20 protein-coding genes are annotated in these 25,303 nt (G+C 49.0%); 8 read left to right on the forward strand and 12 right to left on the reverse strand.

The window, feature by feature from the left end; genetic code table 11:
- Window positions 1–25: 25 nt before the first annotated feature.
- Genes coaD through DUW71_RS07980 form a run of 3 tightly spaced genes read left to right on the forward strand, consistent with a single transcriptional unit; the run spans window position 26 to window position 1,533 of the window.
- Window positions 26–514, forward strand: a complete 489-nt coding sequence (gene coaD, locus DUW71_RS07970) for a pantetheine-phosphate adenylyltransferase (protein WP_119394917.1) — start codon at window positions 26–28, stop codon at window positions 512–514.
- A gap of 50 nt (window positions 515–564) precedes the next feature.
- Window positions 565–816 carry a YfhL family 4Fe-4S dicluster ferredoxin gene (locus DUW71_RS07975; RefSeq protein ID WP_119394723.1) on the forward strand — a complete coding sequence of 84 codons (252 nt, stop codon included), beginning with the start codon at window positions 565–567 and terminating at the stop codon, window positions 814–816.
- A 33-nt stretch (window positions 817–849) separates the two neighbouring features.
- Entirely contained in the window at window positions 850–1,533 is a 684-nt protein-coding gene (locus DUW71_RS07980) for a hypothetical protein (protein WP_119394724.1), read from the forward strand.
- On the opposite strand, the gene DUW71_RS07985 is transcribed toward DUW71_RS07980, so the two are convergent.
- Complete coding sequence (locus DUW71_RS07985) at window positions 1,522–1,950, reverse strand: hypothetical protein (RefSeq protein WP_119394725.1); 429 nt, start codon at window positions 1,948–1,950, stop codon at window positions 1,522–1,524. The two genes, DUW71_RS07980 and DUW71_RS07985, sit on opposite strands and share 12 nt — an antisense overlap.
- A gap of 59 nt (window positions 1,951–2,009) precedes the next feature.
- Between DUW71_RS07985 and ppnN the strand changes: the two genes are divergently transcribed.
- On the forward strand, window positions 2,010–3,380 hold the full coding sequence (ppnN, locus tag DUW71_RS07990; protein WP_119394726.1) for a nucleotide 5'-monophosphate nucleosidase PpnN: 1,371 nt from the start codon (window positions 2,010–2,012) through the stop codon (window positions 3,378–3,380).
- A 145-nt stretch (window positions 3,381–3,525) separates the two neighbouring features.
- Here ppnN and DUW71_RS07995 read toward each other — a convergent pair whose 3' ends face one another.
- The 6 genes from DUW71_RS07995 to recG all read right to left on the reverse strand — a co-directional run bounded on the left by DUW71_RS07995 (window position 3,526) and on the right by recG (window position 12,328).
- On the reverse strand, window positions 3,526–5,442 hold the full coding sequence (locus DUW71_RS07995; RefSeq protein ID WP_119394727.1) for a glycosyl hydrolase family 18 protein: 1,917 nt from the start codon (window positions 5,440–5,442) through the stop codon (window positions 3,526–3,528).
- A 124-nt stretch (window positions 5,443–5,566) separates the two neighbouring features.
- Window positions 5,567–7,912 carry a glycosyl hydrolase family 18 protein gene (locus DUW71_RS08000; RefSeq protein WP_119394728.1) on the reverse strand — a complete coding sequence of 782 codons (2,346 nt, stop codon included), beginning with the start codon at window positions 7,910–7,912 and terminating at the stop codon, window positions 5,567–5,569.
- A gap of 134 nt (window positions 7,913–8,046) precedes the next feature.
- Window positions 8,047–8,370, reverse strand: coding sequence for a thioredoxin (trxA, locus tag DUW71_RS08005; RefSeq protein WP_119394729.1), 324 nt, complete (start codon window positions 8,368–8,370; stop codon window positions 8,047–8,049).
- 130 nt (window positions 8,371–8,500) lie between these two features.
- Window positions 8,501–8,704, reverse strand: coding sequence for a hypothetical protein (locus DUW71_RS08010; RefSeq protein WP_119394730.1), 204 nt, complete (start codon window positions 8,702–8,704; stop codon window positions 8,501–8,503).
- A 158-nt stretch (window positions 8,705–8,862) separates the two neighbouring features.
- Window positions 8,863–10,224 carry an HDOD domain-containing protein gene (locus DUW71_RS08015; RefSeq protein WP_119394731.1) on the reverse strand — a complete coding sequence of 454 codons (1,362 nt, stop codon included), beginning with the start codon at window positions 10,222–10,224 and terminating at the stop codon, window positions 8,863–8,865.
- A gap of 10 nt (window positions 10,225–10,234) precedes the next feature.
- Window positions 10,235–12,328 (reverse strand): ATP-dependent DNA helicase RecG, encoded by a 2,094-nt coding sequence (gene recG, locus DUW71_RS08020; protein WP_199671183.1) that lies wholly within the window; start codon window positions 12,326–12,328, stop codon window positions 10,235–10,237.
- A 149-nt stretch (window positions 12,329–12,477) separates the two neighbouring features.
- Here recG and DUW71_RS08025 point away from each other — a divergent pair, with 149 nt between their 5' ends.
- Window positions 12,478–14,505: a methyl-accepting chemotaxis protein gene (locus DUW71_RS08025; RefSeq protein ID WP_158583929.1), complete on the forward strand. Its 2,028-nt coding sequence runs from the start codon at window positions 12,478–12,480 to the stop codon at window positions 14,503–14,505.
- A 22-nt stretch (window positions 14,506–14,527) separates the two neighbouring features.
- Here DUW71_RS08025 and DUW71_RS08030 read toward each other — a convergent pair whose 3' ends face one another.
- Entirely contained in the window at window positions 14,528–14,905 is a 378-nt protein-coding gene (locus DUW71_RS08030) for a RidA family protein (protein WP_119394733.1), read from the reverse strand.
- A 91-nt stretch (window positions 14,906–14,996) separates the two neighbouring features.
- On the opposite strand from DUW71_RS08030, the gene speA reads away from it, so the two are divergent.
- Window positions 14,997–16,781: a biosynthetic arginine decarboxylase gene (gene speA / locus DUW71_RS08035; protein WP_119394734.1), complete on the forward strand. Its 1,785-nt coding sequence runs from the start codon at window positions 14,997–14,999 to the stop codon at window positions 16,779–16,781.
- On the opposite strand, the gene DUW71_RS08040 is transcribed toward speA, so the two are convergent.
- A complete protein-coding gene (locus tag DUW71_RS08040) occupies window positions 16,749–18,308 on the reverse strand; it encodes an ATP-binding protein (protein ID WP_119394735.1) in 1,560 nt (519 codons plus the stop codon). The two genes, speA and DUW71_RS08040, sit on opposite strands and share 33 nt — an antisense overlap.
- A 63-nt stretch (window positions 18,309–18,371) precedes the next feature.
- The gene (locus DUW71_RS08045) at window positions 18,372–19,925 is read right to left on the reverse strand and encodes an FAD-binding oxidoreductase (RefSeq protein ID WP_119394736.1); all 1,554 of its coding nucleotides are present in this window, start codon (window positions 19,923–19,925) and stop codon (window positions 18,372–18,374) included.
- Between the two features lie 228 nt (window positions 19,926–20,153).
- On the opposite strand from DUW71_RS08045, the gene DUW71_RS08050 reads away from it, so the two are divergent.
- Together DUW71_RS08050 and DUW71_RS08055 are read left to right on the forward strand one after the other, a co-directional pair.
- Window positions 20,154–20,822, forward strand: coding sequence for an N-acyl amino acid synthase FeeM domain-containing protein (locus tag DUW71_RS08050; RefSeq protein WP_119394737.1), 669 nt, complete (start codon window positions 20,154–20,156; stop codon window positions 20,820–20,822).
- 231 nt (window positions 20,823–21,053) lie between these two features.
- A complete protein-coding gene (locus DUW71_RS08055) occupies window positions 21,054–22,652 on the forward strand; it encodes a BCCT family transporter (protein WP_119394738.1) in 1,599 nt (532 codons plus the stop codon).
- Window positions 22,653–22,717: 65 nt separating this feature from the next.
- On the opposite strand, the gene DUW71_RS08060 is transcribed toward DUW71_RS08055, so the two are convergent.
- Complete coding sequence (locus tag DUW71_RS08060) at window positions 22,718–23,401, reverse strand: 3'-5' exonuclease (RefSeq protein WP_119394739.1); 684 nt, start codon at window positions 23,399–23,401, stop codon at window positions 22,718–22,720.
- Window positions 23,401–25,278 carry a DUF294 nucleotidyltransferase-like domain-containing protein gene (locus tag DUW71_RS08065; protein ID WP_119394740.1) on the reverse strand — a complete coding sequence of 626 codons (1,878 nt, stop codon included), beginning with the start codon at window positions 25,276–25,278 and terminating at the stop codon, window positions 23,401–23,403. Before DUW71_RS08065 ends, DUW71_RS08060 begins: the two co-directional genes overlap by 1 nt.
- Window positions 25,279–25,303: the final 25 nt, after the last annotated feature.

The raw sequence follows: 25,303 nt of genomic DNA on the forward strand, positions 1-25,303 counted from the left end.
ACAACCTAACAATCCAGGTTCTGGTATGGCGAACACGATTATTTATCCTGGCACATTCGACCCTTTTACTTTGGGTCATCTAGACCTCACTCAACGTGCTGCCAAAATGGCAGATCGAGTCGTCGTCGCTGTCGCTCAGGAAGTGGGTAGCAAGCGTACGCTATTTACAACCGATGAGCGTGTGGCCTTTGCCAAAGAGGCATGTCAGGGCTTAAACAATGTGGAAGTGTTGGGATTTAGTGGTTTGTTGACGGCGTTCGCCAAGCAGCAGCAAGGCAACATTATTCTGCGCGGCATTCGCTCTGGGGCAGATTTAGACTACGAGCGCCCTATGGCTGAGTTAAATCGCAAGCTGACTCCGGGCCTGGATTACATATTTTTACTTCCAGAGCCAGAGCTATCGGCGGTTAGTTCTACCTTGGTGCGAGAGATCGCTCGGCTAGGAGGGGAAACCCATACGCTGGTACCCAATAATGTAGAGCAGGCGCTGCGTCAGCGCTTTGGTGTATCCTAGTAGCCATTCAGGCTAACTTCACTCAACTGGCATAAAGTAGAGCGCTCGATATGGCTTTAATGATTACCAACAAGTGCATCAATTGTGACGTGTGCGAACCGGAATGCCCGAATGAAGCCATTTCTGAGGGTGTGCCGGTGTACGTCATCGACCCAGACCTCTGCACAGAGTGTGTCGGGCACTATGATACACCGCAGTGCAAAGAGGTGTGTCCAATCGATTGCATTCCGTTTGATCCGAATCGTCGAGAGACGCAAGCCGAGTTGCAAGCAAAATTTGAGCGCATTGTTGCCAATAAATAGTCATTGGTAACCAGCAAAATAGAGGTTTTCTGAATGCTAAAACGATTAGTGCTGTTGTTGTGCCTGCCGGTTGCGGCGCTGGCGCAAACCAATGAGCGTGACGCGGTAATTGCCGGCAACGGTTTTGTGTTAGGGGCTGCAGGCAGTGATCGTCATTGGCAGGCAACCGTTGGGTATGGCGGCAAAATTGATGACCCTATGTGGATAGGGCAAGCGTCGTGGGCGGTGCAAATTACTGATGCCGAAACCGTCGATGTTGCGAAAGCGGTGAATGAAGAAGCCGATTGGGTAACGGGCGAACGTTATCGCCATGACCGCACTGGGTTTTTCTGGCAGGTGTTTCATAAACAGCCAGCGCAAGGTAGCGATCGACGCTTCTCGGCTGATTTAGCACTGTATGGATACCGCACACACTCTGGTACCTACAGCAACTGGGGCTTGGGTATGAACCTAGGATTAGGCTCGCAAGTCGTTGGTGATTTGTTCGCTGGTGCAACAGTAGGGGTTCGCCCAGGTTTATTGTCGACCGCTACCATCGCTGGAGAGTTTGGCTTATTAACCGAATATGACCTTGACGCTAAACTAACTTACGCATGGTCGCCAGCATTCTTGCTACATGGTGGGTATTTTCAGCAGGGCATTGTGAGCACCGAAGCCGAAGCATCCTTAGTTAGCCTCGGTGCGCACTGGCAGGCGGGTGTAACGCTAATTTTCTAACGCTAGCTCGCTATTAATCTTCATTGCCAAGCGGTTAAATCCGCTTGCTAGACTGCCTTGCAGTACTTGCTGGCGGCGCTTGGCAAAACGATTGCGAAACCCTCTTAGTTGCCAGCTTGCGTCTAACGACCAGCCGGTGGCACTCCATGCATGATCGATTTGGCAAAAATAATCTTCCCCCCGCCAAACCTCACGAATGAGTGGGCCTTCATCGGTAAATGCAAGACTGACTGATTTTTCTTGTGTACCCTCAATGATCTTAATGACGTATCGACTATTGCTGGCATTAAGCGTGCCATTTATACAATGAATTTCTCGCGCCTGTGGCCAACGTTGTTGAAACATTGCTGAGTTCAACAACTGTTGGCGCAACGAAGCTGCACTAATCGCCATGTCAAAGTGCAGATGTTGGTGCATACTTAACAGTCCTAATAAATGTATTGTTAGGCAAAGCGTAGTTCAGTTAAGGAGTAGCAATGCCACAAACTCGCCCTACCGTCACAGCCTCGATTTCGCCTCGAGGTTCGTTAGAGGTTTTATCTCATCGCGAAGTCGAGCTGCTAAAGGAACGAGGCAGTGGTTCTATTTATCCACTATTTCGCCAATGTGCGCTAGCAATTTTGAACACCGGGTCCGACAGCGACAACGCCAAAACCATTATGGAAGCCTACCCGGATTTCGACGTAGAGTTCGAACAAGAAGATCGTGGCATTCGCATGATTATGCACAATGCCCCAGCCGATGCGTTTGTTGATGGCGAAATGATCGCCTCAACCCGCGAAATGCTGTTCTCGGCGTTGCGCGACCTGGTTTATGCACAGAACTATTTGCGCCACGAAAATGGCCTGCAAGAGTCGGCTGCCAATACCCACTATGTGTTTGATTTTTTACGCAATGCGCGTGCTTTGCGACCAGGTGAAGAGCCAAACTTAGTGGTGTGCTGGGGTGGTCACTCCATCAACAATGTAGAGTTTAAATACACCAAAGAAGTTGGCCATGAGCTTGGCTTTCGCATGATGAATATCTGCACTGGTTGTGGACCGGGCGCGATGAAGGGGCCAATGAAAGGCGCCACACTCTCGCATGCGAAGCAGCGTATTTATACTGGCCGTTATTTAGGGATCACTGAACCAGGCATCATCGCCGCCGAAGCGCCAAACCCGATTGTGAACGAGCTGGTCATCATGCCAGACATCGAAAAACGCTTGGAAGCGTTTGTGCGCATGGCACATGGCATCATCATCTTCCCGGGCGGTCCTGGTACTGCTGAAGAGCTACTGTACTTGCTGGGTATTTTATTACATCCAGAAAACCGCGATATTCCTTTCCCACTGGTATTAACTGGGCCGAAAGAAAGCGAAGAGTACTTCCGCCAGCTACACGCGTTTATTGATGCAACCCTAGGTTTTGAAGCGCAGCAAAAGTACAAAATCATCATTGATGACCCAGCACAAGTCGCCCGTGAAATGCGCCAAGGCATGGATGAAGTGAAGCACTACCGCATTCGCCACCGCGATGCCTACCACTTCAACTGGCGTCTAAAGATTGACCTAGAGTTCCAGCAGCCATTTGAGCCGACGCATGATGCGATGTCCAAACTGCGTTTGCATAAAGACCAGCCTGTTCACCACCTCGCAGCGGACCTGCGTCGTGCGTTCTCAGGCATTGTGGCAGGTAACGTTAAAGAGTCAGGGATTAAAGCCATTGAAGAGCATGGCCCATTTACTCTGAAAGGTGACAAAGAAATCATGGAGCCACTCGATCACTTGCTACGCGAAATGGTCGCCCAATTCCGCATGAAGCTACCAGGCAGCCACTACGAACCTTGCTACGTCATCGAGAACTAGGTAGCTGGCGCGAAAACATCGGGTTGGAGCCAAGGTGATTCGTTGGGAAGGGCGTGTCAGCGTTGCAGTGCGACTCACTCCGGCGGAACCTGCCCCGAACCCCAGACCGATATTTTCGCGCCTGCCTGGGGTTCTGCACTCAACGTTAGCGAGGGAATTCTAGTTCTGCTACGCGTTGTTCTACCTGTGCTGGGGTGTAGATGTCGGTGCCGTTGAAGTACATCCAGTCGACTGATTGGCGATAATGACGCTCGTTCATATCGCTGGTGTCGCCGCCGATGAACCAGTGGTTGAAGGCGATGTACATTGGTGTTTCTGGGTAGTAGATATCACCATGTTGCGTCACCAATTGGCCGTCCATGTAATAGGTTACTAGGCCATTATCAACAGTGAAAACTAGGGTATGCCAACCATCCAAACTGCCTGTGAGGGTGTCGGTTTTGCCTACTTTCTGCCATGGGTTCGGGTTGTATGTCTCCCATGTAGTCATAAACATGGTTGAATCAACAGTGCCCCAGCCACCTTTTGGCAGGTATTCAAAGTCGATTTCACCATAGTCTGGGTCCATCGGTGCCGCCAACGGGGTGATGGTGAAGAAGGTTTGCACTAGCTTGTCGGCGTTATTGTCGATGCCTTGCAACGCCATATCACTGAACTTCACACGTGCAGCATAGGTGCCTTGTAAGAACTTTTGCTCGGTAGAGGCGATTTCGGCTTTGTATAGCTGACCATTCACCACTGACGCATCCATATGCATCACTGTGTCACCAGCTTCCTCAGCAAAGGAAATTTGTGAGGTTTTGAATGTGCCAGGGCCAGGGCCTCCGCCGCGGTTGCTGATGTGCCAGCCATTTTGCTCGGTTGGTAATCCGCCATTGATGCCGTAGTTAAAGTCGTCAAACCATTCACCGGTAAAACCTGTTACTGGTGTCGGCGTTGGGGTGATCACGTTAGTAGGTGTAGGGTATGGCGTTGGCTGTACACCATAACGATTGGCATCGCTGATTGCTTTTAGCAAGCTGTACTCGCCCGCAGCATCTTGGCCCAGTGCCCAAATCATCGTGCCGTGCAGGCCTTTGTCGTTGGCTAATTGCGTTTTACGCTGTACTTCATTGATGCCATTGAAGTACCACTGTTCACCAGCAATGCTGATATTGCTTTCGAACGGGTTAATTAGTTTAGGTAGAAGCTCTTGGTATGTTTTGACCTTACCCCAGTTACCACAGCAACGAGCATAGAATGGAATACCAAGCGCTAGTTTTTCTGCTGGGAAGCCACGTTGGTTGACCCAGTAGTCGATCGAACTTTCAGCAAATGAGTACGGTGCATGATCGCCTGCCGCCATGTCGTATGACATAACGTTTAATACATCTACTGTGGCGAGTGCGGCATCACTAATATGCTGGCCTGTCCAGGCTGAGCCGCCTAGCGCAGTAGAAAGCTCAAGGTTATTGGCGTGCAGTGCTACTTTTAACTCTTGCATAAACAGCTCGTAGCGCGCTGTTTCTTCTGGGTTATCTGGCCATTCCCAGTCAATGTCGATGCCATCAACCTGGTAGGTTGCTGCCCAGTCAAGAATGGTTTGAATAAACCAAGCACGTTTTTCGTCGGTTGTTACACGCATCCAAACGCTGTCGTCAGCATTACCGTTGGCATCGGCGATCCAGCCACCAACGGCCAAGTGCACTTCAACGTTATTGGCTTTGGCCAAATCAACCAATTTGCGCAGTTCACGGTCATCTTCACCATTGGCAAAGATCAAACCAGCAGTGTCGTGCGGCAGAGCAAACGAGTAGTTAATGTCGGTTAGGTATTGGTACTGCACCTGCTCAGGTTCGATATTCCATGGGTCGTAATAACCAATCACCTGCGGCACTGGCGTATTAGAAATGTGTGGCGTAACGGTTGGCGTAATTGTAGTTGTTAGCGTCGTTGTCGGTGTGATCGTTGGTGTCACGGTCGGCGTTACTTGACCATTTTGATCAACAGGGTTGATCTGGATATTACAGCCAGCTAGCACCATGCCAGCAGCAATGCCCGAGAGTAGTATTTTTTTATTCATGTTGCTCTCCTCAAATTATGAGCAGCAACAGTTTGCCTTTCTGGTTGGCCAAAAAAAGAGGCCGAGAGTGGCGCTTTCACCAGTGGTACTGAAAAAGCTAAAACGTACCGACAAGGCCGCTATTTTAAAGGGCTCTAGCCAACTGGCTATCATCAATAAATTGCTGAACTGTACCCAATTGATTGCGCCCAATAGGTAGTTGAATCTGGTTCGACAGAGTCAACAGGTGTTTGTTTTTGCTTGGTGTTTCGATTGCCCTGCAATGATTTGGGTTGACCAAATAGCTGCGGTGAATCGCCAGCCATTGGTCGTCGTTAAACCATTGTTTGATGGCATTTAATCGTAGCGTACTGACTAGTGGAGCACGCTGATCAATAAAGTGAACCTGGCAGTAGCCTCGATCCGATTGAATGTGGCTGATGTGTTGATAATTGGCGGCAAGGTTGTGCAAGTCTTCTAACAATTGCGGTGATTGGGTAATGCGACTGAGCTGGGCGCCCAGAACTTCTAGCTGTGCCACCATCGACTGAAACTGGCGATGTTCGCCAGCTGGCAACTGTTGGTCAGCTAACTGAATGTCATGGCCGCCTAACACCTTGCATTGCAAAGCAATCGATTGCCCAACGGCAGGTTCACTAATGGTCTGTAGAAAGGCACTAATCGCATCGCTCCAAGGTTTACCTGGCGCACTCGACTCTAATTGTTGGTACAACGGCTGCCAGTCGGTTTTGATTTTGCCTGCAGGCAACTCGAGTAGCAGCCTATGGTCGCGCCAGTGCAGTTGCCAATTTTGTGCTTTGGCAATTTGGCGAATGCGGTCGAACTGGGCGAATTGGTCTAAATGCAGGGTATTTTGGCCCTCAAGTATGAGCTGATGGTCTTTCACTTGCAGGCTAGGCTGCTGCATGCTCGACCACCAAATATCAATCAGCTGAGCTAATGCTTGTTGATCAACCGTGATGGTTAGCTCACCGTTTAGATCGGCTTGCCAGTGTTTTAGCCAATCAATTAATTCAAACTCCGTAGTCTGGCTAGTTAGCGGCAAGCCTTTTGTGTGCTGTAAAATCTGGGTCGAAAAGGTCGCCGCTTGTTTATAGCTACTCGAGTCCGCTAGGCAGCGGGCGTTATTTAATGCTTGCCAGTACCTGAGCCCTAAAAGTGAAGCAATTTGTAGCCGGCTGAGATGCTGAGTTAACTCTGCCAGTTGCCGCTGTTGTCGCTCGTCTTGCTGGCGCTGTTTTTGTTGCTGCTGCCAAAGGCGCCACACCCAAACCACTGCGCCGGCTAGTGCCAGCAATCCAATCATTTTGATCATAGTTGCCAGATGTTTCTGCCACCAACCATAGAGCTTCTGCCAAGGTGAGGCAATTTGTTCAAACAACTGCAAGCTAACCGACCAATCGCCATCAATCACATCGTGTTGCACTTCACTAATGCCGATGCCGGCCAAGTTATTGGCGAGTACCCAACGAACTTTTTGATTAATTGATGCGTTAGACTCAAAAGTTAGCAGATCGCTGCCATTGCTAGCAAAGGCGCCTACATTGGCGTCGTCGAACATGATTTGCCAGGCTTGGTTCTGTTCGCCATCTAGTACTGCTTGCAGCGCAGCTCGAGGGAATAAGCCAGACGCTTGTTCACTGTCATACGGGCCAAACAACATGCCTTGATGATCACTGTAGGGGTTAGTTGTACCTTGCCAGCCTTGCGCAGCGGGTGACAGCATGAGCACTAGTTTATTGAGCTGCAAACCAGCGTGTTGATAGACAGCAACGGACTTCTGCACACTGATCTGCTCGGCAACTGGACTCTTAAGCGGCCATTGCATGGCTGTTTTGGTGTCCCAAGCACCGTAAGCGAGGTAGGGGTTAAGGGTAAAATAGTCGGCCCATTGATTAAACTGGCTTAAGTCCCACAGGTCTTTGGTAATTGCTCGCACGGGCAAGCTGACGACCACCGTAAAACCTTGTTCTTTAAGAGAGCGAATCAGCCACAAATAGTTTTGTTGGTTAACACTGCCTTCCGGGTAATGCCACTCCAACTCCACCCCTTGCCAGTTGTTATTGCGCAAAATCGATATGATGTTGGTCAGTAGCTTGTCTCGGTGATTTGCCAGTGCACCGGCCCAGTTGTCATCTGAACCATAGCCTCCAATTTGCAGCAGGAGTTGCAGTTGTGGTTGCGATTGCTGCAGGTGTGATAGTGCAGCGAGGTTACCAGCTCTTTGAACATTGCCATCGAGTTGCGGGTCGATAAATTGAAAGTCTGCATGGGTATCAGGATGCAGCAAGCTGCCATCGGCGTTAGGCATGGTTTCGCCATAACTTAGATGGGTAAATCGATCTAACGGAAGCTGGTTTGGAGGGAGGCTAGGGCCATAGATTGACCATGAGCGATAATCGGCATGAATCACTTTGCCTAGTGACGCGGCAGGCAGGATTAATAACAAGGCAACAATGAAACCGCGCATACACTACTCACCAACTGCAATCACTTATTAGGTGGCAGTAAATCATTGCTGAATGTTAATTTCTGTCAACATGCTCTAAAAAGCATAAAAAAGCCCCTACCAAAGTAGAGGCTATTTTTTGCCAAGAAGCAGAATTAGATCGCTTCTTTAACGAATTCTTCAATTGCAGATTTTGGTTGGGCACCCACTTTTGTTGCGTGTGGTGCTCCGTCTTTGAAGATCATCAGCGTAGGTAGACCGCGAACACCGTACTTCGCTAGTACTTCTGGGTGGGCATCAGCATCTAGCTTAACTATGTTGATCTGGTCGCTGTAAGTTTCGCTTAGTTGCTCAAGTACAGGCGCAATCATTTTACAAGGTCCACACCAGTCAGCGTAAAAGTCTACTAGCGTTAGCTCTTTGTCGTTTTCTACTTTTTGCGCAAACTCGTCAGCATTGATAACAGCAACGTTACCCATTTGGATTCTCCAATAAATTAATAAGTATGACCAGCAGTGTAGCGAGCTGAAAGTAAATGTGAAGTGGCTAGCAATGAAACACCGTTGCAAAAGTGCAACAGTGTTTCGAGCTGTGCTGCGTAGATCGTTCTCAGATTGGGCGACTACCGTAGTTTGATTCAGGGCGCTTAGGAGGATCCGCCATCACGCGTGGCTCAATTTTTTTGATTTCGCCACCTTGCTCAAGAAAGGCCTGAACATCACTGTTCAATTTATCACGAAGTTTATCTCGAGAGGCCGCGTTGGCCGATGCTGAATTTTCTTTGTCAAAGCTAATGGTTCTATTGTAACCCATTGTGCTTACTCCCCAGTTTCCATGGATAATTCGCTATTTTGTGCTTCTTTTTGTATGCGAAACGACAATTAAATGTAGGGTTCATTACGGTTAGTAATTCAACGTAACCCTATATTTATATAGACCATGTATCGGCAACTGTCAGGAATTCCTTGAAATTATTTTTGACTCAATACGGCCGCCATCGACTGTAAATTTTCAGCATGCTCACCAAACCCTTGGATCAACTTGGTGAGCTGGTCGCGATTAATATGCAGCGGACTCAACTGATCGTCGCTGACTTCGCTAATAGGCCCTAAGCTGTAGCCAAGTTGGCGCGCTAGTGTGACGGCAATACGGTTAATCTGCGCGTAGTCGGCATAGGCGCCGGCATAGTCACCTTGGTGTAGGTACTTGATGCCGTGAATGACTTCTTCTGGTAAACGCCATACTTTTAACAGCGCAACGGCTACTTGCTCTCGGGTAATGCCCAGTACGTGCAGCTCTACTTGGCTTGGTTCTAGGTGGCGGTTAAATTGCACAAGCTTTGCAATGGCATCGAACTGTGGTTTAAAAGAATGATGCAAAATTAGGTGGCCAAACCCATGCAATAAACCAGTTAAGTAGGTGAGGCCATACGTTGGCCGGTAAGCAGCGGGTATCAGGTCGCACAGGCTGGCATTGAGCCCTGCGGTTATTAATGATTGTTGCCAAAATGGTAGTTCGCCACCTTGCACTTCTGGGCTTTCCAATAATTTGCCAAGTGCCAAGCCCATGGCAAGATTCATTACTAGATCGTAGCCAAGCACGCGCACAATCGCGTCTTGCACTGAGCGTACTTGTCCAGGCGCCGAGAAGTACGAGTTCGACGCCCAGCCAACAATTTGTGCCGCTAAGCTTGGGTCTGCCTCAATAATTTTGGCTAGCTTTTCAGCATCGGCGTCTGGGTCGTTGCGAAGCTCAATAATCGCCGACGCCGATTGCGGCAATGGTGGCATTTCTAGGGTTTCATCTAAGCGTTGTTTAATGCGTCGTACGGTGAACTGTTTTACTGCTTCGTTCACGGCCAACTCGTCCGATTCGAACGGTGCGTCCCAGCGCACTTCAATTTGCGGTGCTGGCTCACAGGCTTGGGTAACAGTGACCTGAGGTTGCTCTACAAGCGGGCGCAGGTCAGACACCTTGCCCCAGCCAGATGCAGCAAACTGCAACCAAGTAGGTTGGTCATTTTCTAGTACTGTGCGGTCGATAAAGGTTTCAAACTTATGGCAGCTCGCCAACACTGGGGCAAAATCTACTTTTAGCTCGTCTAACCAGCGTTGCAAGCTAGCAGGCTTGAATGCACGGCCAGTGTTCGCCAGCAATAGTTTTGGATTAATCAGGCTTTGATTACTGTGAATAAGAACTGCTCGGCCTAGGTCATCCTGCAGCAAGGTTACTTGCAAATGCTGTTTAGGTTTTCTGGCACGGGTGTCCAAAAACTGTAAAGCCGAGATAATGTCGGCGGTAAACGGATGACTCGTCTGATTGGCTAAATTCATTTAAGCATTCCTAAACACTGGCAAAACTTTCTGCATTGGGTAGCCACCGCTCAGTAAGGCGTTGGCAATGCAATGGACTATTTTGGTATAGCAGCTCAGACAGTGTCTTCGCCTGTTCAATTAATGAAAAATCTCGATCTAGTTGTGCAATGCGCAAATTTAAATCGCCTGTTTGCCGCTTGCCAAGTACTTCCCCAGGGCCTCTCAGCTTGAGATCTTGCTCCGACAAATAAAAACCGTCTTGGCTTTCTCGCATAGCCGTAAGACGTGCTTTACCTACTTGTGATAACGGAGGGTGGTAGAGCAGTACACAATAACTCTCTTGCGCACCGCGTCCCACTCGCCCGCGTAGCTGGTGTAACTGTGATAAGCCTAGTCGCTCACAGTTTTCAATGACCATCACGCTAGCATTGGGTACATCCACACCTACTTCAATGACTGTGGTTGCAACAAGAACATCGTACTCATGGGTAGCAAACTTTTCCATTTCAGTTTGTTTATCGCTTGCTTTCATTCGCCCATGTATTAGGCCAATTCGAACCTGAGGCAAGCGAGCGCGCATATCAGCAGCGGTGCGCTCGGCAGATTCGGCTACCAACTCGTCATCTTCAGACTCTTCTATCAGAGTGTTGACCCAATAAATCTGTTTGCCATCTGCAGCAGCGGCAGCCACGCGCCCCATTACGGCTTCCCGGCGATCGTCTGCTAGAACTGTGGTGGTAATCGGCTTGCGTCCCGGTGGTAACTCATCAATTACCGAGCAGTCCATATCTCCCCAAATGGTCATGGCGAGTGTGCGTGGGATGGGCGTTGCAGTCATAGCCAGTTGGTGTGGTTGGCGGCCACTGGCATCTTCGCCTTTTTGCATGAGGGCGATTCGCTGCTCAACGCCAAACCTGTGTTGTTCATCTATGACGACGAGGGCAAGGCGCTGGAAGGTAATGTCGGGCTGAAACACAGCATGCGTGCCAATAAGGATATCAATGTCACCGTTGGCCAATTGCTCGTTGACGATTTGCTTCTGCTTTTTGGTATGTTTGCCAAGTAAGCTCGCCACTCGAACCCGAGTGGACTCTGCCATTTTATTGATGTTTTGGAAATGCTGCTCAGCGAGCAACTCGGTGGGCGCCATCAACACTGCTTGATAGCCCGCGTCAACCGCACTCAACATGGCCATAAACGCCACTAGGGTTTTACCCGAGCCTACATCCCCTTGAACCAAACGTCGCATTGGGGTTGCTTGGCAGGTGTCGTCAGTAATTTCATCTACCACTCGCAACTGGGCTTTGGTCAGTTTAAATGGCAGGCTATTTAACAATGCTTGCTGGCGCTGACTATGCTGTTGAAAACGGTAACTGGCGAACTGTTTTTGTTGCTGGCGCAAACGCAGCAAGCTAATTTGGTGCGCCAATAACTCGGCTAACGCTAAGCGTTTAACAGCCGGGTGGTTACCATCGGTTAGCGCCTGAACTTGCCATATATCGGTTGGTCGGTGAATGGCTAGTATGGCTTCTTTGAGTGTGGGCAGTTGCTCGTTGGCAATAACATCATCTGGTAGGTCTTCATCGATACCCTGATCTACCAGCAGATCTAGTGCTTGCTGAATAACAAGCTGCAACCTTTTCTGTTGTAGGCCCTCGGTAGCGGGATAGATGGCGACGATGCCACTGTCGCTAAGCGGCTGTTCGAAGTGATCAATTAGCTCGCTCTCGGGGTGTACGATCTCTAACCCTAGTCTACCCGGGCGGACCTGACCAAAAACCCTTAATTTGCTACCTAATGCCAAGCGTTTAATTTGTGCGTTGGAGAAGTAAAACCAAACTAGATGCAAGCGTGCCCCTTCATGTTCGATGGTGAGGCGCCAACTGCGCTTGCGGCCATTAATAATTTGGCTATTCACTACAGTGCCTTGCGTTAACACCGCAACATTAGGGCGAAGCAGATTCATTGGCACCAAGTTGCCCCTGTCTTCATAACGCAAGGGCAGGTGAAACAGTGCCTGTTCAACGTTGTGTATACCTAGCTTTTGCAACTGCTCGGCAAGCTTGGGTCCTACCCCTTTCAGGCTTGTAAGTGGTGCGAGCAATGGGCGTTTCGCCGACACAATGGTTCCTTACTTAAATTAATCAAATATTCATGGTATCAGGCTTTGGTGTGAATGCGCAGATTGAACTAACTTTAAATATGGATGTTAAGAAAAGTATTTTACTGCCGATAGAATGGGCAGTAGCGTTTTCCTCACTGGGAGCCATCATGTTCAGAAACGCGCGAGTCACTACTGCTATTACAGCTACCTTTGTGCTTATGCTTGCGCTAATTGGGCTGCTAACTGTGTCGTCGCTTCGTGCTATCGGCTCGGTACAAAGCCAGATTAGTTACATAACGCAAGAAACATCACCTGCCGTTGTAAAAGCAGGTGAGCTATCTGTGTCACTTTTACAATTGCGTCAAGCGCTCTCTAATTACCTTAACGAAGAATCTGGTGAGGCACTGCAAACCCATAGAGACGCTTACATTCTGGCATCGGAGCGCGTTTTTCAGCTGTTAGATGAAACCCCAACGCCAGTCGATTCCTTGGCACGCCAAAAACAAGCATTAGAACAGTTATTTGAGAAACTTGATGCTGATGCTTTGCAGCTAATGACTCAGCATAGTGACTTACTCTCGGCACAAATCTCGGTAAACGAGCAAGCGGATGCCCTACTTGAACGCAACCGGCGCGCTCAGTCATTTCTAGACGACCTGCGCAAAGACATCGACTTTGCTATCGATTCTGGTTTGGCCTCGGGTGCAATTGATGGCGCCGAATCCTACCTCACTGGTAAGCTTCAGGAATATCGCGATCAAATTAACCTGGCCACTTCAGCCGACGCGGAGCAGTTAGAAAAAATAGCCAGGCAATTCAATATATTAGCGCGCCAGATGGGGCGTAACATTTCCCTAGTGGAACGTTTCAAAGATGACTTTGTGCGAATCCAGAATAACGTTGGCGAAGCTCAGTTCACCGAAATTGCGGCATTTGTCGAGGCGGTTGGAAATTCTCCGCTACTTGAAGCGCGGGCTGAGATGGTTAGCGCTGCGGCGGCCAAAGATGCTTTGCTAGGGCAGGTTAACGATGAGGTCGAGCAGTTTAACGAGTTAAGCCGCCAATTTACCGAGCTTGCCAATAACGTCGCACTAGAAGCAGAGTCACAGTCAAATGAAGTGGCTAACAATGCTCGGGTCACCATGTTAGTCATTGCGGGTGTGAGTGTGTTGCTGGCAGTAGGTATAGGGTTTGCTCTAGGGCGAGTGATCGCAGGCCCTATTGCCATTATGCAGCAAGCCATGCAGCAGGTTGCTTCTGGCAATCTCGCAACCAAACCACGCATTGATCGTGGGCGTGAGTTTATTGAACTAGGCAAGTCGCTGAATACCTTGATTGATCAGCAACGTGCAGTGATTCAAGAAGTATCTCAAACGGCGGACAAACTAGCTGATTCTACCGTGCAAGGCAGTGAAATAAGTGAGCGCACGCTTCGCTCAATGGATACACAAACTCAGCAAACCGAGCTAGTTGCAACGGCCGTCACCGAGTTAGATGCGTCGGCTAAAGAGGTTGCCCGCATTACCGAAATCAGTTTGTCATCGGTCGCCGAGGCTGATCGAAACGTTGGCGACACGCAAGACCAGTTGGATCGAGCGCAAAGTCAGATTAGAGAGCTGGCCTCGTCTATCGAAGCGGTGAGTCTTCGTTTTGAGCGTATTAATGACGACTCTGATGAAATTGTGTCTGTGCTGGATTTGATTCGCGGCATTTCTGAGAAAACCAATTTGTTGGCACTTAATGCGGCGATTGAAGCGGCGCGGGCAGGTGAGCAGGGCAGGGGCTTTGCAGTGGTTGCCGATGAAGTGCGCTCATTGGCAGGGCAAGCAGGTGACGCGACAGGCAAAATTCAAGATATTGTTGAGCGGCTACGTAATAGTGTTCAGCAAGCTGTGCCCGTGATGCAAAGCTCACAAAGCCAGGCTGAAGAATCGGTTGAAGCTGCCGAGAAAGTGTCGTCAAGCTTAATGACGTTGATTACCGAGTTCGAAAATATCCGTGAACAGAGCACCAATATTGCCACCGCGGCTGAAGAGCAAAGCGCGGTAGTGCAAGAGATTAATAGCAACGTGCATGCGGTAACAGATTCTTCTGAAGCCACGCGCCTGGATGCACAAAAATCAAATGAAGAGTCGCAGGCGCTAGCGCAGCTAGCGCAAGACCTACGACAGCTACTCGCCAAGTTTAGCTGGTAACCAACCTGGCGAGGTCTTCGAGTTATCGAATCATTACGCCGTCCATTTCTACGCGCGCGCCTTTTGGAAGCTGAGCAACACCAATTGCCGCACGCGCTGGGTAGGGTTGCTCGAAGTACTGAGCCATAACTTCGTTGAGTAGGGCAAAGTCAGCAAGGTCGGTTAAAAAGATATTGAGTTTTACAATGTCCTGCAGTGAACCACCAGCGGCCTGGCAAACAGCATTTAGGTTATTAAAAACTTGGTGAATTTCATCTTCAACGCTGTTGTTGTTCATTTCCATGGTTGCTGGATCGAGGGCGATTTGGCCTGATAAATAGGTCGTGTCGCCTACTTTAATCGCTTGTGAATAGGTACCGATCGCTTGCGGTGCTTGGGTGGTGGCAATCACTTCTTTCATGTTAGTTTCCTTCACGAAATATTGGTTATCTATTACTTTGATATTTACACATAGCGCACTACACTTGCGCCTCAACTAAGGTGAGGGACAAATGATGTCATCTAGCGAATTATTGCAAGGCATTGGCGCTTGGGCCAATGATTGTTTTTCTGTTGATGCCAACGGCGCTGTGCAAGTTGACCATCCACAGCAGCCTATCACCTTTGACGAAATTTTAACGAAAGCAAAAAGTATGGGGCTAGCTTCGCCTATCTTATTGCGTTTCCCTCACATTGTTCAGCAAGATGTTGCGGGTATTTTATCGGCTTTTCAATCGAGCCGAGCGCGCTTGAACTATTCTGGCGGTTACACACTCATTTACCCAATTAAGGTAAACCAGCAGCGCCGGGTAGTAGAACATGTACTGCATGCGCAGCAGCAAGCGGGGCAGACAGTACAAGGCCTTGAGGCGGGTAGTAAGCCAGAGTTGATCGCCGTATTGGCGCTAGCGGCTGACCGCCCAACAACCATTGTTTGCAATGGCTATAAAGATGCTGAGTTTATTCGTTTAGCGCTACTTGGCGAAAAAATGGGCCATAAAGTTTATCTGGTTGTGGAAAAGTCGAGTGAGCTGCAACTGATTCTTCGAATTGCCGACGAGCTAGAGGTTGCACCACGTATTGGTGCACGTGCTCGCCTTGCTTCTATTGGTAAAGGTAACTGGCAAAACACGGGTGGTGAAAAGTCTAAGTTTGGCCTTAATGCCCAGCAGTTGTTGGATATGGTCAGCGTATTAGCTGCGCATCATCGGTTAGATTGCTTCCAGCTATTGCACTTCCACCTGGGTTCGCAGCTGGCAGATTTGGCCGATATCAAACAAGGTCTAACGGAATGCGGCCAGTTTTACCAGCAGCTGATGGCGCTCGGGGCTGGTATTCAAGTGGTAGACGTGGGCGGTGGTTTAGCAGTTGATTATGATGGCTCCGCCAGTACCGCTGCTTGTTCAATGAACTACCAAGTGCAAGATTATGCTGATGCCGTTGTAGGGTGCTTCCAACAAGTTGCCAAACAATACAATATTGCCGAACCAAATCTGATGACTGAATCTGGGCGTGCGGTGGTAGCGCGCCATGCTGTGATGCTGGCCGATGTGGTGGCCTGTGAATCGACGGCAAACTATCACCCAACCGCTTGGCAGGCGCCAGTGATGGACAACGCCGAAATGGTTGCCAAGTTTAATGCTGGGCAATTGAGTCTGGCTGAGCGGGCCGAAATTGAATCTCTGCGTCAACAAACCGCATTTCAGCGCCTGCATAGCGAGGACTTAACACCGCAGGTACAAGAGCAGTTAAATGAAAAGCTGGCTGATAAGGTTTTCGTTAATTTCTCGCTGTTCCAGTCTTTACCTGATGCATGGGGAATTGAGCAAGTATTTCCAATTAGCGCAATTAGTAAGTTGAACTATCCGGGTGCAAGGCGTGCCATTTTGCAAGATATGACCTGCGATAGTGATGGTGCTATTAATCACTATGCAACAGGTTCTGGGGTCACAACGACAATGCCGATTCCGGATGTGCCACTTGAGCAAATGCCACATATCGCCTTTTTTATGCTGGGTGCTTACCAGGAAATTTTAGGTGATATGCACAACTTGTTTGGCGATACCGACGCCGTAGATGTGCTTTACGATGAAGAAAAGGGTTGGATTCTTAAACACGCTCAGCGTGGCAACTCAATTGCCGATGCACTAGGCTATGTAGCGTTTTCATCGAATGCAGTGCTTAGTAAAATTGAGCAACAGCTACCTAAGACTGGCTTACCTGCGCGTGAACTAAGTAACTGGCAAGCCCGACTTCGCCGTATTTTACAAGGCTCGACTTACCTGCTGAGTAACTGATTGGGCTTGGTAATCTTGCAGCAGTTCACACAGGTTAATTAAGTCCGGTAGGCGCATGGGTTTGCTGTAAAAATGGTTGACCCCACAGCGAAGCGCCTGCTCTTTTTCCTGTTCAGCACTACAGGCGGTTAACGCGATAATTGGCGTCTGTTGGTAATTGCCAAGCTGCCTGATATGGCGAGTGGCTTCAAAGCCACTCATAACCGGCATCTGTAAATCCATCAAAATTAAATCAAACTGCTCTTTTTCTGCAGCTTCAATAGCGCGCAGGCCATTGGCAGCGCAGGTTGTGCTAAGCCCGGCTTTCTGCAGGAGTTTGACAATATAAGTTTGGTTGATGGGGTTGTCTTCTACCACCAACACAGACCCCGACACCTCGGGTATAGTTGGGCCGTTATTTGCTGATGTGCTGTCTTTTTCAGAGGCTTCTTTAAAACGCAGAACAAATGAAAATTCGCTCCCCTCGCCTGGGTGACTCACAAGCGAGATTTGGCCACCCAATAATTGCACGATTTCTTTGCATATGGCTAAGCCAAGCCCAGTGCCCTCTGATGCGCGTTGATACTGATCTTGGATCTGCTCAAATGGCTCGAATAATCGCCGCTGAGCATGCTCAGGTATGCCAATGCCGGTGTCTTTAACGACGAACTCTACATCTTGGTAGTTAGCATATTGCCGTACTAAGCGAACATTCAACAGAACTTCACCGGTCGGGGTGAACTTAATGGCGTTGGTGACTAGGTTGTTGAGTACCTGCTTGATGAGGGTTTGGTCTATCGCAAGCGGTCGGTTGAGCGATCTATCTACCTGATAGCTAAAGTGCAGAGACTTCTTACTCGCGACGGCAATTAATGGTTGTGATAGTTGTTCAATAAACTTCTCAAGCTCTGTAGGAACTGGTTCCACTTTTGTTTTGCCTGCGTCTAGCTTGGCAAACTCTAGGGTTGTGTTAAGCAAGTGGCTAAGGCTGTCTGATGCACTTTGCAACTGCTTGAGCGTAGCACGCTTATCGGGGCGGTCTTCTTCGCTTAGCAGCATATCTGTTAGCCCAACAATACCACTTAGAGGGGTGCGGATCTCATGGGTAATAACCGCCAGAAACTTACTTTTAGCAATGGTTGCATCATCCGATTTAGCCAAGGCTATGCGTAGTTCGTCATTAAGGCGGTGCAGGCGATTCATAAATCGATATAGTACTTCGGCAATGCCTATCAGCGCGCAGCAGGTAAGGCTAACCGATGCGATGCCGTTCCAGCTAATACCGCCGTGGGCAGAACCAAAATAGAAAATAAAACCAAGGTTGAAGGTAGAGATGAGCAGAACGCCAGTATAAATGTCGCGCCTTGGTCGCAGAGGAATCAGCATGATTAGGAACCAAGTAATCAACCCCTGCATGGATTCTGGCAAGCCGGTAAAAACAATGAACTGGCGAAAGCCCATATATACGACCAGAGCCGTTAATATGAATAACCAGCTAGGTAAGTCTCTAAGTGCTGTGTAGAGAGTAGAAATCCTTTTTGAGTTCATCGTTTTGCACCTGTCATGCTTAACGATTGTGGCTGAGGGACGCTCCCTCAGCCTATACGCTCGCTAAGCGCTTTGGGCAGACTGTTGATCTTCGGTTACTGCTGGGTGATCAATCCAGTACTTCCCTGGCGATAAAATGTTGTTTGGATCTATACCTTGCTTGATCGTTTGCAAAACAGCAAGATTTTCTTCATTAACGTAAGGGCGCACGGCGTCAAACATGCCTGAACCACTTCGATACGGCGGGAAGCCAGCTTCAATCAAGGCCTTATCGAGCGCATGATAAAAGCGCGACGCTTTTTCAATCTCTTCCTGTGTGCGCTCGTAACGAATGTTGGCGATTAATACCACAGCACGAGGCGATACATTTGTTAGTGTGTAACGCTCGCCATAGCCGAACTGATTAAACACTTCGCGACAGGTTTGCATCAAAAGCTCAAGATGGCTTTGCTCAGCCGTTGATACCGCACAAATCCAACGGAAACATGCCGGGAACTCATGTGTTTTTAACTGCGAATGTGCACTTTCAAAATCGAGCAGCGTTTTGAGAGGGATATCGGTTGGTCTGCCAAGTTTTAAATCCAGAACTTGTTCGAGCTGAGCAATCGGTGGGATCTTGCCACTACGGTTTAGGAAGCTAAGGATTTTCCAGCGAAAATCGTTGAGCAGTAAAATTCTCAGCCCTGGCACAGCCTTATTTAGCTCTCTTTTAAAGTGCTTGTAGCGCGCAAGGGCAATTTTCTTCGGCCCTGAGAATGATGCCGTGGTAATCCACTGCCCTGGTGCATTTTTGGTTTTCTCACCCAGAGCGCGTGCCAAACTAGCGGTGTGGACACCACTGGATACCACGCCATCTTTTTTAAGCTTAGCAATGGTTGCGACAAGCTTCGGCGCAACGTCAGCATCGCGTACTAATACAATCGCATTGGCGTTGTATTCTGGTTTGGGCTGCAGGGCGATCGTCATCTCTAGCACAACGCCCAGGTTGGATTGTGAAAACAAACCGTTTATCACTGGTCCAACACCATACGGGTACACATGTTTGGCTTTGGCATCCGCCACCATATTCATGCCGGTTTCAATGATCTGACCGGTTGGTAGCAGTACCTTCATGGCAAGCACGTTAGCGAAGCGGTCGCTGTAGTCAGTATGACCAAAACCACGCTCAAGCACGTTACCTACTACACTGGCGTGCTTGCCAGCGGCTGTGATATCTAGCTGCAAGCCACTGTCGGCAGCGACTAAGGCATCGTATGCATCTTGTTGGCTCACACCAGCTTGCACGCGCATATAGGCCAAGGATTCGTTCACCTCTAGTACTTTATTGAAGTGCTTTAGATGCAGAATGATTTGCCCAGCACTCGTACCTTGGGCGGTGCCGTAACCCCAGTTGCGCCCCTGTGCGACAGGGTGCACGGCAATTTTATGTTGATTGCAAATGGCAAATACTTGCGAGATTTCTTCTTCAGTTGTAGGCCAAACCACAGCTGCTGGTAGGCATTCGCTGCCATTTAATGCCAGCGCAAACTCACGGCGAGTTTCATCGTCGGTGGCCCATTTTGTGTTAGGAAGCTCGGCAGAAAATAGTTCGTTGACCTGAGCAGCAATAGCGTCCATCAGACTAGTCCTTTATCGCTAAATTGAAACAAAACGGTAATGTTTAATTGAGGGGGTGTGATCCCGTGACGTAGACCAAAATTGTAAGCCTTTCCACTACAAATAAGGATGACATTAAAAGATAAGGCTTGTCGAGCTGTAATTAATACAATACATTGACGCGCAGCATTTCTAAAGGAATTCACCCAAGCTGCAAAAGCAATTGCGAAGAAGAATAAGGAATCGAGTATGTTAGACTTCTCAAAGTTGAGCACTCATCTCTGCGTCACCCCCGAGGAAAAAATAACGGCTGGTAATATTCGCTACCAAGCTTATTGTACAGTGGAGTATAACCCGCCGGATAAAGTGGGCTTGTTTAATGACGAGCTAGATGCCAAAGACAATCACTTCTCATTTTTAGCCAAATTAGACGGCATTCCGTTCGCTACCATGCGCGCTGGTGTGATCACCGACCGACCAGGTTGGGATGCAATCACCTGTCAGCCTGGTTTTGTTGATGAAATTGCCGACCTAAAAACACGCTTCGATGGCATTGTAGAAATGGGTCGCTTAGCCGTGTTACCAGGCTACAGTGACCATAGTGCTATGGCGCCGATCGCTCTGTTCCTAGGACTGCACTGGTTCCAAAGAGCCTTCGATAACCTAGGGTTGGTTTGCACCACAGGCCGCTCTCACAAGCGTTTTTATGAACGCCATGGTTTTAAACAAGTCACAGACTTTGCGCCGCGTCCAAACGCTGCCATCGATTTAGCACTTATGGTTAAGGATGCATCGCATGATCGCCCTGATACCCACCCAATGCTAAGCGAAGAGGAAGTGTTGCGCTTAATGCCAACTATCCCTGATCATATTTCTGATCAACTGTTGCCGCTACCATCTATCGCTAAGCGTGCATAGATTCAACGGCGAAAAACACAAAGGGCTGCCATCTGGTAGCCCTTTTTGTTTGCCTATGCTGATAGATTTTTACGGCTAGCTACGAAAAAACTTGCCTGCAAGGCTAGGAATTTACATCGAGTACAATACAATGCCCGCTGAACGAATATTGCACTTTGTTAAGTTTGGAACGTCTTTTGACCTACACTTAGTAAAGAAACTAACCAAAACCTAGCAAACTAGGGGGCGGACATGGCAACAGATCCTAGCCAAATACCGGGTGAGGACTCGGTAGATAAATTTAGTATAGAAAGTACCGACTACACGGTTGGGCAAGACAACGTGCAAAAGTGGGGCTTTGATGTGCATAACCCCGTTTTTGGTATTAGTGCGGGCCTCATTGCCCTTTTCTTGGTTGCAGCGGCGATAATCGATCCTGAAGTATCATTAGCGGCGCTAGATGGCATGAAGTGGTGGATCATCGGCTTCTTTGACAGCTTCTTCATGTGGTCGGGTAATATTTTCGTATTATTCTGCATTGTTTTAGCGCTTAGCCCTTGGGGTAAGATCCGCATTGGTGGTAGTGACGCCAAAGCCGAACATGGCTACCTAGCTTGGTTGGGGATGTTGTTTGCGGCAGGCATGGGTATCGGCTTGATGTTTTGGGGCGTTGCTGAGCCGGCTGCCTACTTCACCGGCTGGTATGAAACACCATTTAATGTAACGCCAAATACACCTGAAGCGGCTGATCTAGCCTTAGGCGCAACCATGTTCCACTGGGGGCTACATCCATGGGCCATTTATGGTGTGGTTGCCTTGTCATTGGCATTCTTTGCTTACAACAAGGGAATGCCACTGTCGATTCGCTCGGTGTTCTACCCAATTCTTCGCGACCACACTTGGGGCTGGCCGGGCCATATCATTGATATCTTGGCTGTGCTGGCAACTCTGTTTGGCTTGGCGACCTCGCTTGGCTTGGGCGCACAGCAAGCAGCGGCAGGCATTAACCATGTATTTGGCATCGACAACGGCATTGGCCTGTCGATTTTGGTGATTGTGTTTGTGACCGCGATTGCTATTGCTTCCGTTGTACGCGGCCTAGAAGGTGGCGTGAAGCTTTTAAGTAACATCAACATGGTGATTGCTTTCTTGCTGCTTGCCTTTGTGGCGATCGCTGGTATCGCAGTGGCCTTGGGCAGCATTCCACAAACACTCGTGGCGTATGTGAAGAACATCATTCCACTTAGTAACCCGCATGGCCGTGAAGACGAAGCTTGGATGCATGGCTGGACAGTCTTCTACTGGGCGTGGTGGATTTCATGGTCGCCATTTGTTGGTATGTTTATCGCTCGTATTTCGAAAGGGCGCAGCATCCGTGAGTTCGTTACAGCAGTATTGGTGGTGCCAACTCTGGTAACCGTGGTGTGGATGTCGGTTTATGGCGGCTTAGCAATTGATCAAATTCAAAACGACATTGGCGCTTTAGGTGCCGACGGTGTTACAGCGGTTGAGCTAGCGATGTTCCAGTTGTTCGACGAGCTAGCATTTGGCAAGTTCTTGTCGTTTATCGCGATCTTGCTGATTATGGTGTTTTTCATCACGTCATCCGACTCGGGCTCGCTGGTGATTGATAGTATCACTGCTGGCGGTAAGATCGACGCACCGGTACCACAACGAATTTTCTGGGCAACTGTTGAAGGCGCTATTGCTGCGGCACTGCTCTGGATTGGTGGTAAAGAGGCGCTGGATGCGATTCAGGCAGGGGCTATCTCGGCTGGTTTGCCGTTTATGTTCATCTTGCTGCTAATGTGTGTGACCTTAATTATGGGTCTACGCACCGAGAAAAAATAATCGCGGGTAGATTTAGATTAATACTTAGCGTTTTCAAATGGCCTGCCTAGCAGGCCATTTTTGTTTTAGCACCAGTGCTGACCCACCGAATCATTGCTATCTAGGTGGTAGGCAACCTGTGCTTGCAACAGTTCTGCGGTTGCAAGGGCATCGAGCATGGCGTTGTGATTGCGATAGGCTGGTAACTGATAACGCTGGCGCGCATCGGCTAAGCGAATTGAAGCTTGGCGGCGAAACCACTGGCTAGGTTTCCAGCGTGGTTGACGATGCAAGTTTGCTTCTATTTGCATGGTGTCGAGCATGGGGAATAGCCAGTCCTCATCAAAACGATTGCGCACAGTATGGCGCAAAAATTGCCGCTCAATCTTGTGAAAATGAGCCACCACCAACTTCCCTTGTAGCGCTTGCAACAGCTCATCGAAGACCTCACTAAAATCTGGTGCATCCGCTAGGTCACTATGAGTAATTTGGTGAATGGTAATCGAGTCTTCTGCGAGAGGTTTCCTTGGCTTAACTAACCAATGTTTTGCTTCATTCAGCTGAATGCGTTGCAGGCTGAAAGGTACTAATCCAATACTTGTAATGCCATGTTCCTGAGAGTTTAGGCCAGTGGTTTCAATGTCGAGCGCGACCATTTCTACGGCGCTGAGCGGTGCATTAGCAAAGGTGCAGCCAGAGCGATAGTACTGCTTAAGCGTTTGTCGCGATGCTTGGTGCGATTGAGTTTGAAAGTAGGTCATCCAGTCCATTAGCGAACCTTGTACGGATAGCGAAATTCAAGGTACTTTTGCGCACTGCTTAATACGCCAAATGCGTCTTTGAGCGTGTGACGGTCGCTGCTATTGACTAGCTCGGGTTCAACATTGTTGTCAGGTTGGCGCTCGTTGTCGATGTCGATCACCTGATGGCGAATCCTCATCATCGACAAAAACTCAAAAGCGTAACGCAGTCGCTCTATCGCATCTTTTGGAATCAACGAAGTTTTGGCAATGTCATCTAATCGATCAAAGCTGTTTTGCGCTGTGGAGCCCGCTGCTAAGGCATGCACCCGAATCACATCTACTAGGGGGGCCGTGCCTCTGCGTTTAACATTGATTGAGTTGTTTTCTTTGCCATCTTTTTCTAGCACAAACGTGCGAAACAATCCCAGTGGCGGGGTGCGATTGAGGGCGTTACGCGCTAGGGCTGCTAAAAAACGTTGTTGGCCTTGGGCGCGCTCGGCAACGAACTCGCGCAGTTCTTCAGCCATATTGATATCTCCGTACACACCGTCAATATCAAAGAAAATAGAGCAATGCAGTAGTGCTTCCGGATTTGGGTTGGCTATCCAGTCGGCAAAGGTTGCTTGCCATTGTGATAGCGTCTTTCGCCATTGTGGATTGCTGGCCATAATGTCGCCCGAGCATAAGGTATAACCGCAGCGGTCGAGGGCAGTGCTGACTTTATCACTGAGCTCAACAAAGTAAGCTTCATGCTCGGGTTGGTAGTCATCGTGCAAAATCAGGGCATTATCTTGGTCGGTCAGTAAGGTTTGCTCATCGCGTGCCATGGAGCCTAGCACCATGTAGCAGTAGGGCACTGGCGGCTTGCCAAGGTCGGCTTCAGTGAGTTCGATAATGCGTTGCATAAACGCACGCCCAATCCCAGATAGCGCCTGGCCAACCATTTTCGAGTTGGCACCATCTTGCACCATGCGTACACACGACTGTGCAACATCGTGGCTTAATTTTGCTAGCTCGGCGATAGATTGTTGATTAGCAATGCTTGCCGCCAAATATAAACTGCTTTGGGTTTCATAGCGCACAATATCGGCTAAACGAATGATCCCTAGCGGCCGGCGTTTGCGAAACACTGGCAGGTGGTGAATGTTATGTTTTAGCATGATGAGCATGGCTTCCTGAACCGATTCATCGGAAGCAATGCCGATCATTTCGCGGCTCATAATATTAGCAACCGGTGCCAGCGCCGATTCGCCTTGTGCAATCACCCTGGATACAAAGTCATGTTCGGTAATGAGGCCACATATCTGCCAAGTTTGATTGTCTTCCTCGTAGCCCTTACTTGCCTGGCGGCGTACCAACATAGAAGAAGCGCCATGCTCTATGAGCTGCTGTGAGGCTTGTTGGATGGTGGTGTCTTCATCAACAATTAGCGGTCGGCGGCGCACTAACTTGCGCACGCGAGTTATAAGTAGGTCGTTGTCTTTGCGTTGCTGCTCTACCGTGGTTTTTAATCTTGGCCCTTCGGCTTCAACAAAATCAGCAAAGGCTTCTTCTTCTAGTAGTTGCTCGAATACCGTTTTGGGAATGTAGTAGATCAAGCAGTCTTCTAGAGCGCGCGCTGGAAAACGCACACATTGTTGGCGCAGCAAACTGAACTGGCCAAAAATATCGCCCTCGGTTAGGCGGTTATAAAGTTCGCCATTGCGGCGAAATAACTCTACGGCACCGCTGCGAATAAACATTAAATCGGTGGCCGGTTCTTCAAAATTAATAATGGCGCTACCGGCCTTAAAGTAGCGAACTTGTAGGTGTTGCGCAATCAGCTCAATGGCATCATCACTAATAGCATCAAAGGGTTCAAACTGCCCAATGTACTGGGCAATCTCTAGCTGCTCGGGTGTCATAAGCATTTCACCAAACGTCACTGCA

The organism is Salinibius halmophilus (assembly GCF_003577475.1).
GTDB lineage: Bacteria > Pseudomonadota > Gammaproteobacteria > Pseudomonadales > Natronospirillaceae > Salinibius > Salinibius halmophilus.

Excerpts from the sequence above, each read along its gene's own strand:
- coaD (WP_119394917.1), top strand. The coding sequence starts at position 26 with ATGGCGAACACGATTATTTATCCTGGCACATTCGACCCTTTTACTTTG.
- DUW71_RS07975 (WP_119394723.1), top strand. The coding sequence starts at position 565 with ATGGCTTTAATGATTACCAACAAGTGCATCAATTGTGACGTGTGCGAA.
- DUW71_RS07980 (WP_119394724.1), top strand. The coding sequence starts at position 850 with ATGCTAAAACGATTAGTGCTGTTGTTGTGCCTGCCGGTTGCGGCGCTG.
- DUW71_RS07985 (WP_119394725.1), bottom strand. The coding sequence starts at position 1,950 with ATGCACCAACATCTGCACTTTGACATGGCGATTAGTGCAGCTTCGTTG.
- ppnN (WP_119394726.1), top strand. The coding sequence starts at position 2,010 with ATGCCACAAACTCGCCCTACCGTCACAGCCTCGATTTCGCCTCGAGGT.
- DUW71_RS07995 (WP_119394727.1), bottom strand. The coding sequence starts at position 5,442 with ATGAATAAAAAAATACTACTCTCGGGCATTGCTGCTGGCATGGTGCTA.
- DUW71_RS08000 (WP_119394728.1), bottom strand. The coding sequence starts at position 7,912 with ATGCGCGGTTTCATTGTTGCCTTGTTATTAATCCTGCCTGCCGCGTCA.
- trxA (WP_119394729.1), bottom strand. The coding sequence starts at position 8,370 with ATGGGTAACGTTGCTGTTATCAATGCTGACGAGTTTGCGCAAAAAGTA.
- DUW71_RS08010 (WP_119394730.1), bottom strand. The coding sequence starts at position 8,704 with ATGGGTTACAATAGAACCATTAGCTTTGACAAAGAAAATTCAGCATCG.
- DUW71_RS08015 (WP_119394731.1), bottom strand. The coding sequence starts at position 10,224 with ATGAATTTAGCCAATCAGACGAGTCATCCGTTTACCGCCGACATTATC.
- DUW71_RS08025 (WP_158583929.1), top strand. The coding sequence starts at position 12,478 with ATGTTCAGAAACGCGCGAGTCACTACTGCTATTACAGCTACCTTTGTG.
- DUW71_RS08030 (WP_119394733.1), bottom strand. The coding sequence starts at position 14,905 with ATGAAAGAAGTGATTGCCACCACCCAAGCACCGCAAGCGATCGGTACC.
- speA (WP_119394734.1), top strand. The coding sequence starts at position 14,997 with ATGATGTCATCTAGCGAATTATTGCAAGGCATTGGCGCTTGGGCCAAT.
- DUW71_RS08040 (WP_119394735.1), bottom strand. The coding sequence starts at position 18,308 with ATGAACTCAAAAAGGATTTCTACTCTCTACACAGCACTTAGAGACTTA.
- DUW71_RS08045 (WP_119394736.1), bottom strand. The coding sequence starts at position 19,925 with ATGGACGCTATTGCTGCTCAGGTCAACGAACTATTTTCTGCCGAGCTT.
- DUW71_RS08050 (WP_119394737.1), top strand. The coding sequence starts at position 20,154 with ATGTTAGACTTCTCAAAGTTGAGCACTCATCTCTGCGTCACCCCCGAG.
- DUW71_RS08055 (WP_119394738.1), top strand. The coding sequence starts at position 21,054 with ATGGCAACAGATCCTAGCCAAATACCGGGTGAGGACTCGGTAGATAAA.
- DUW71_RS08060 (WP_119394739.1), bottom strand. The coding sequence starts at position 23,401 with ATGGACTGGATGACCTACTTTCAAACTCAATCGCACCAAGCATCGCGA.
- DUW71_RS08065 (WP_119394740.1), bottom strand. The coding sequence starts at position 25,278 with ATGACACCCGAGCAGCTAGAGATTGCCCAGTACATTGGGCAGTTTGAA.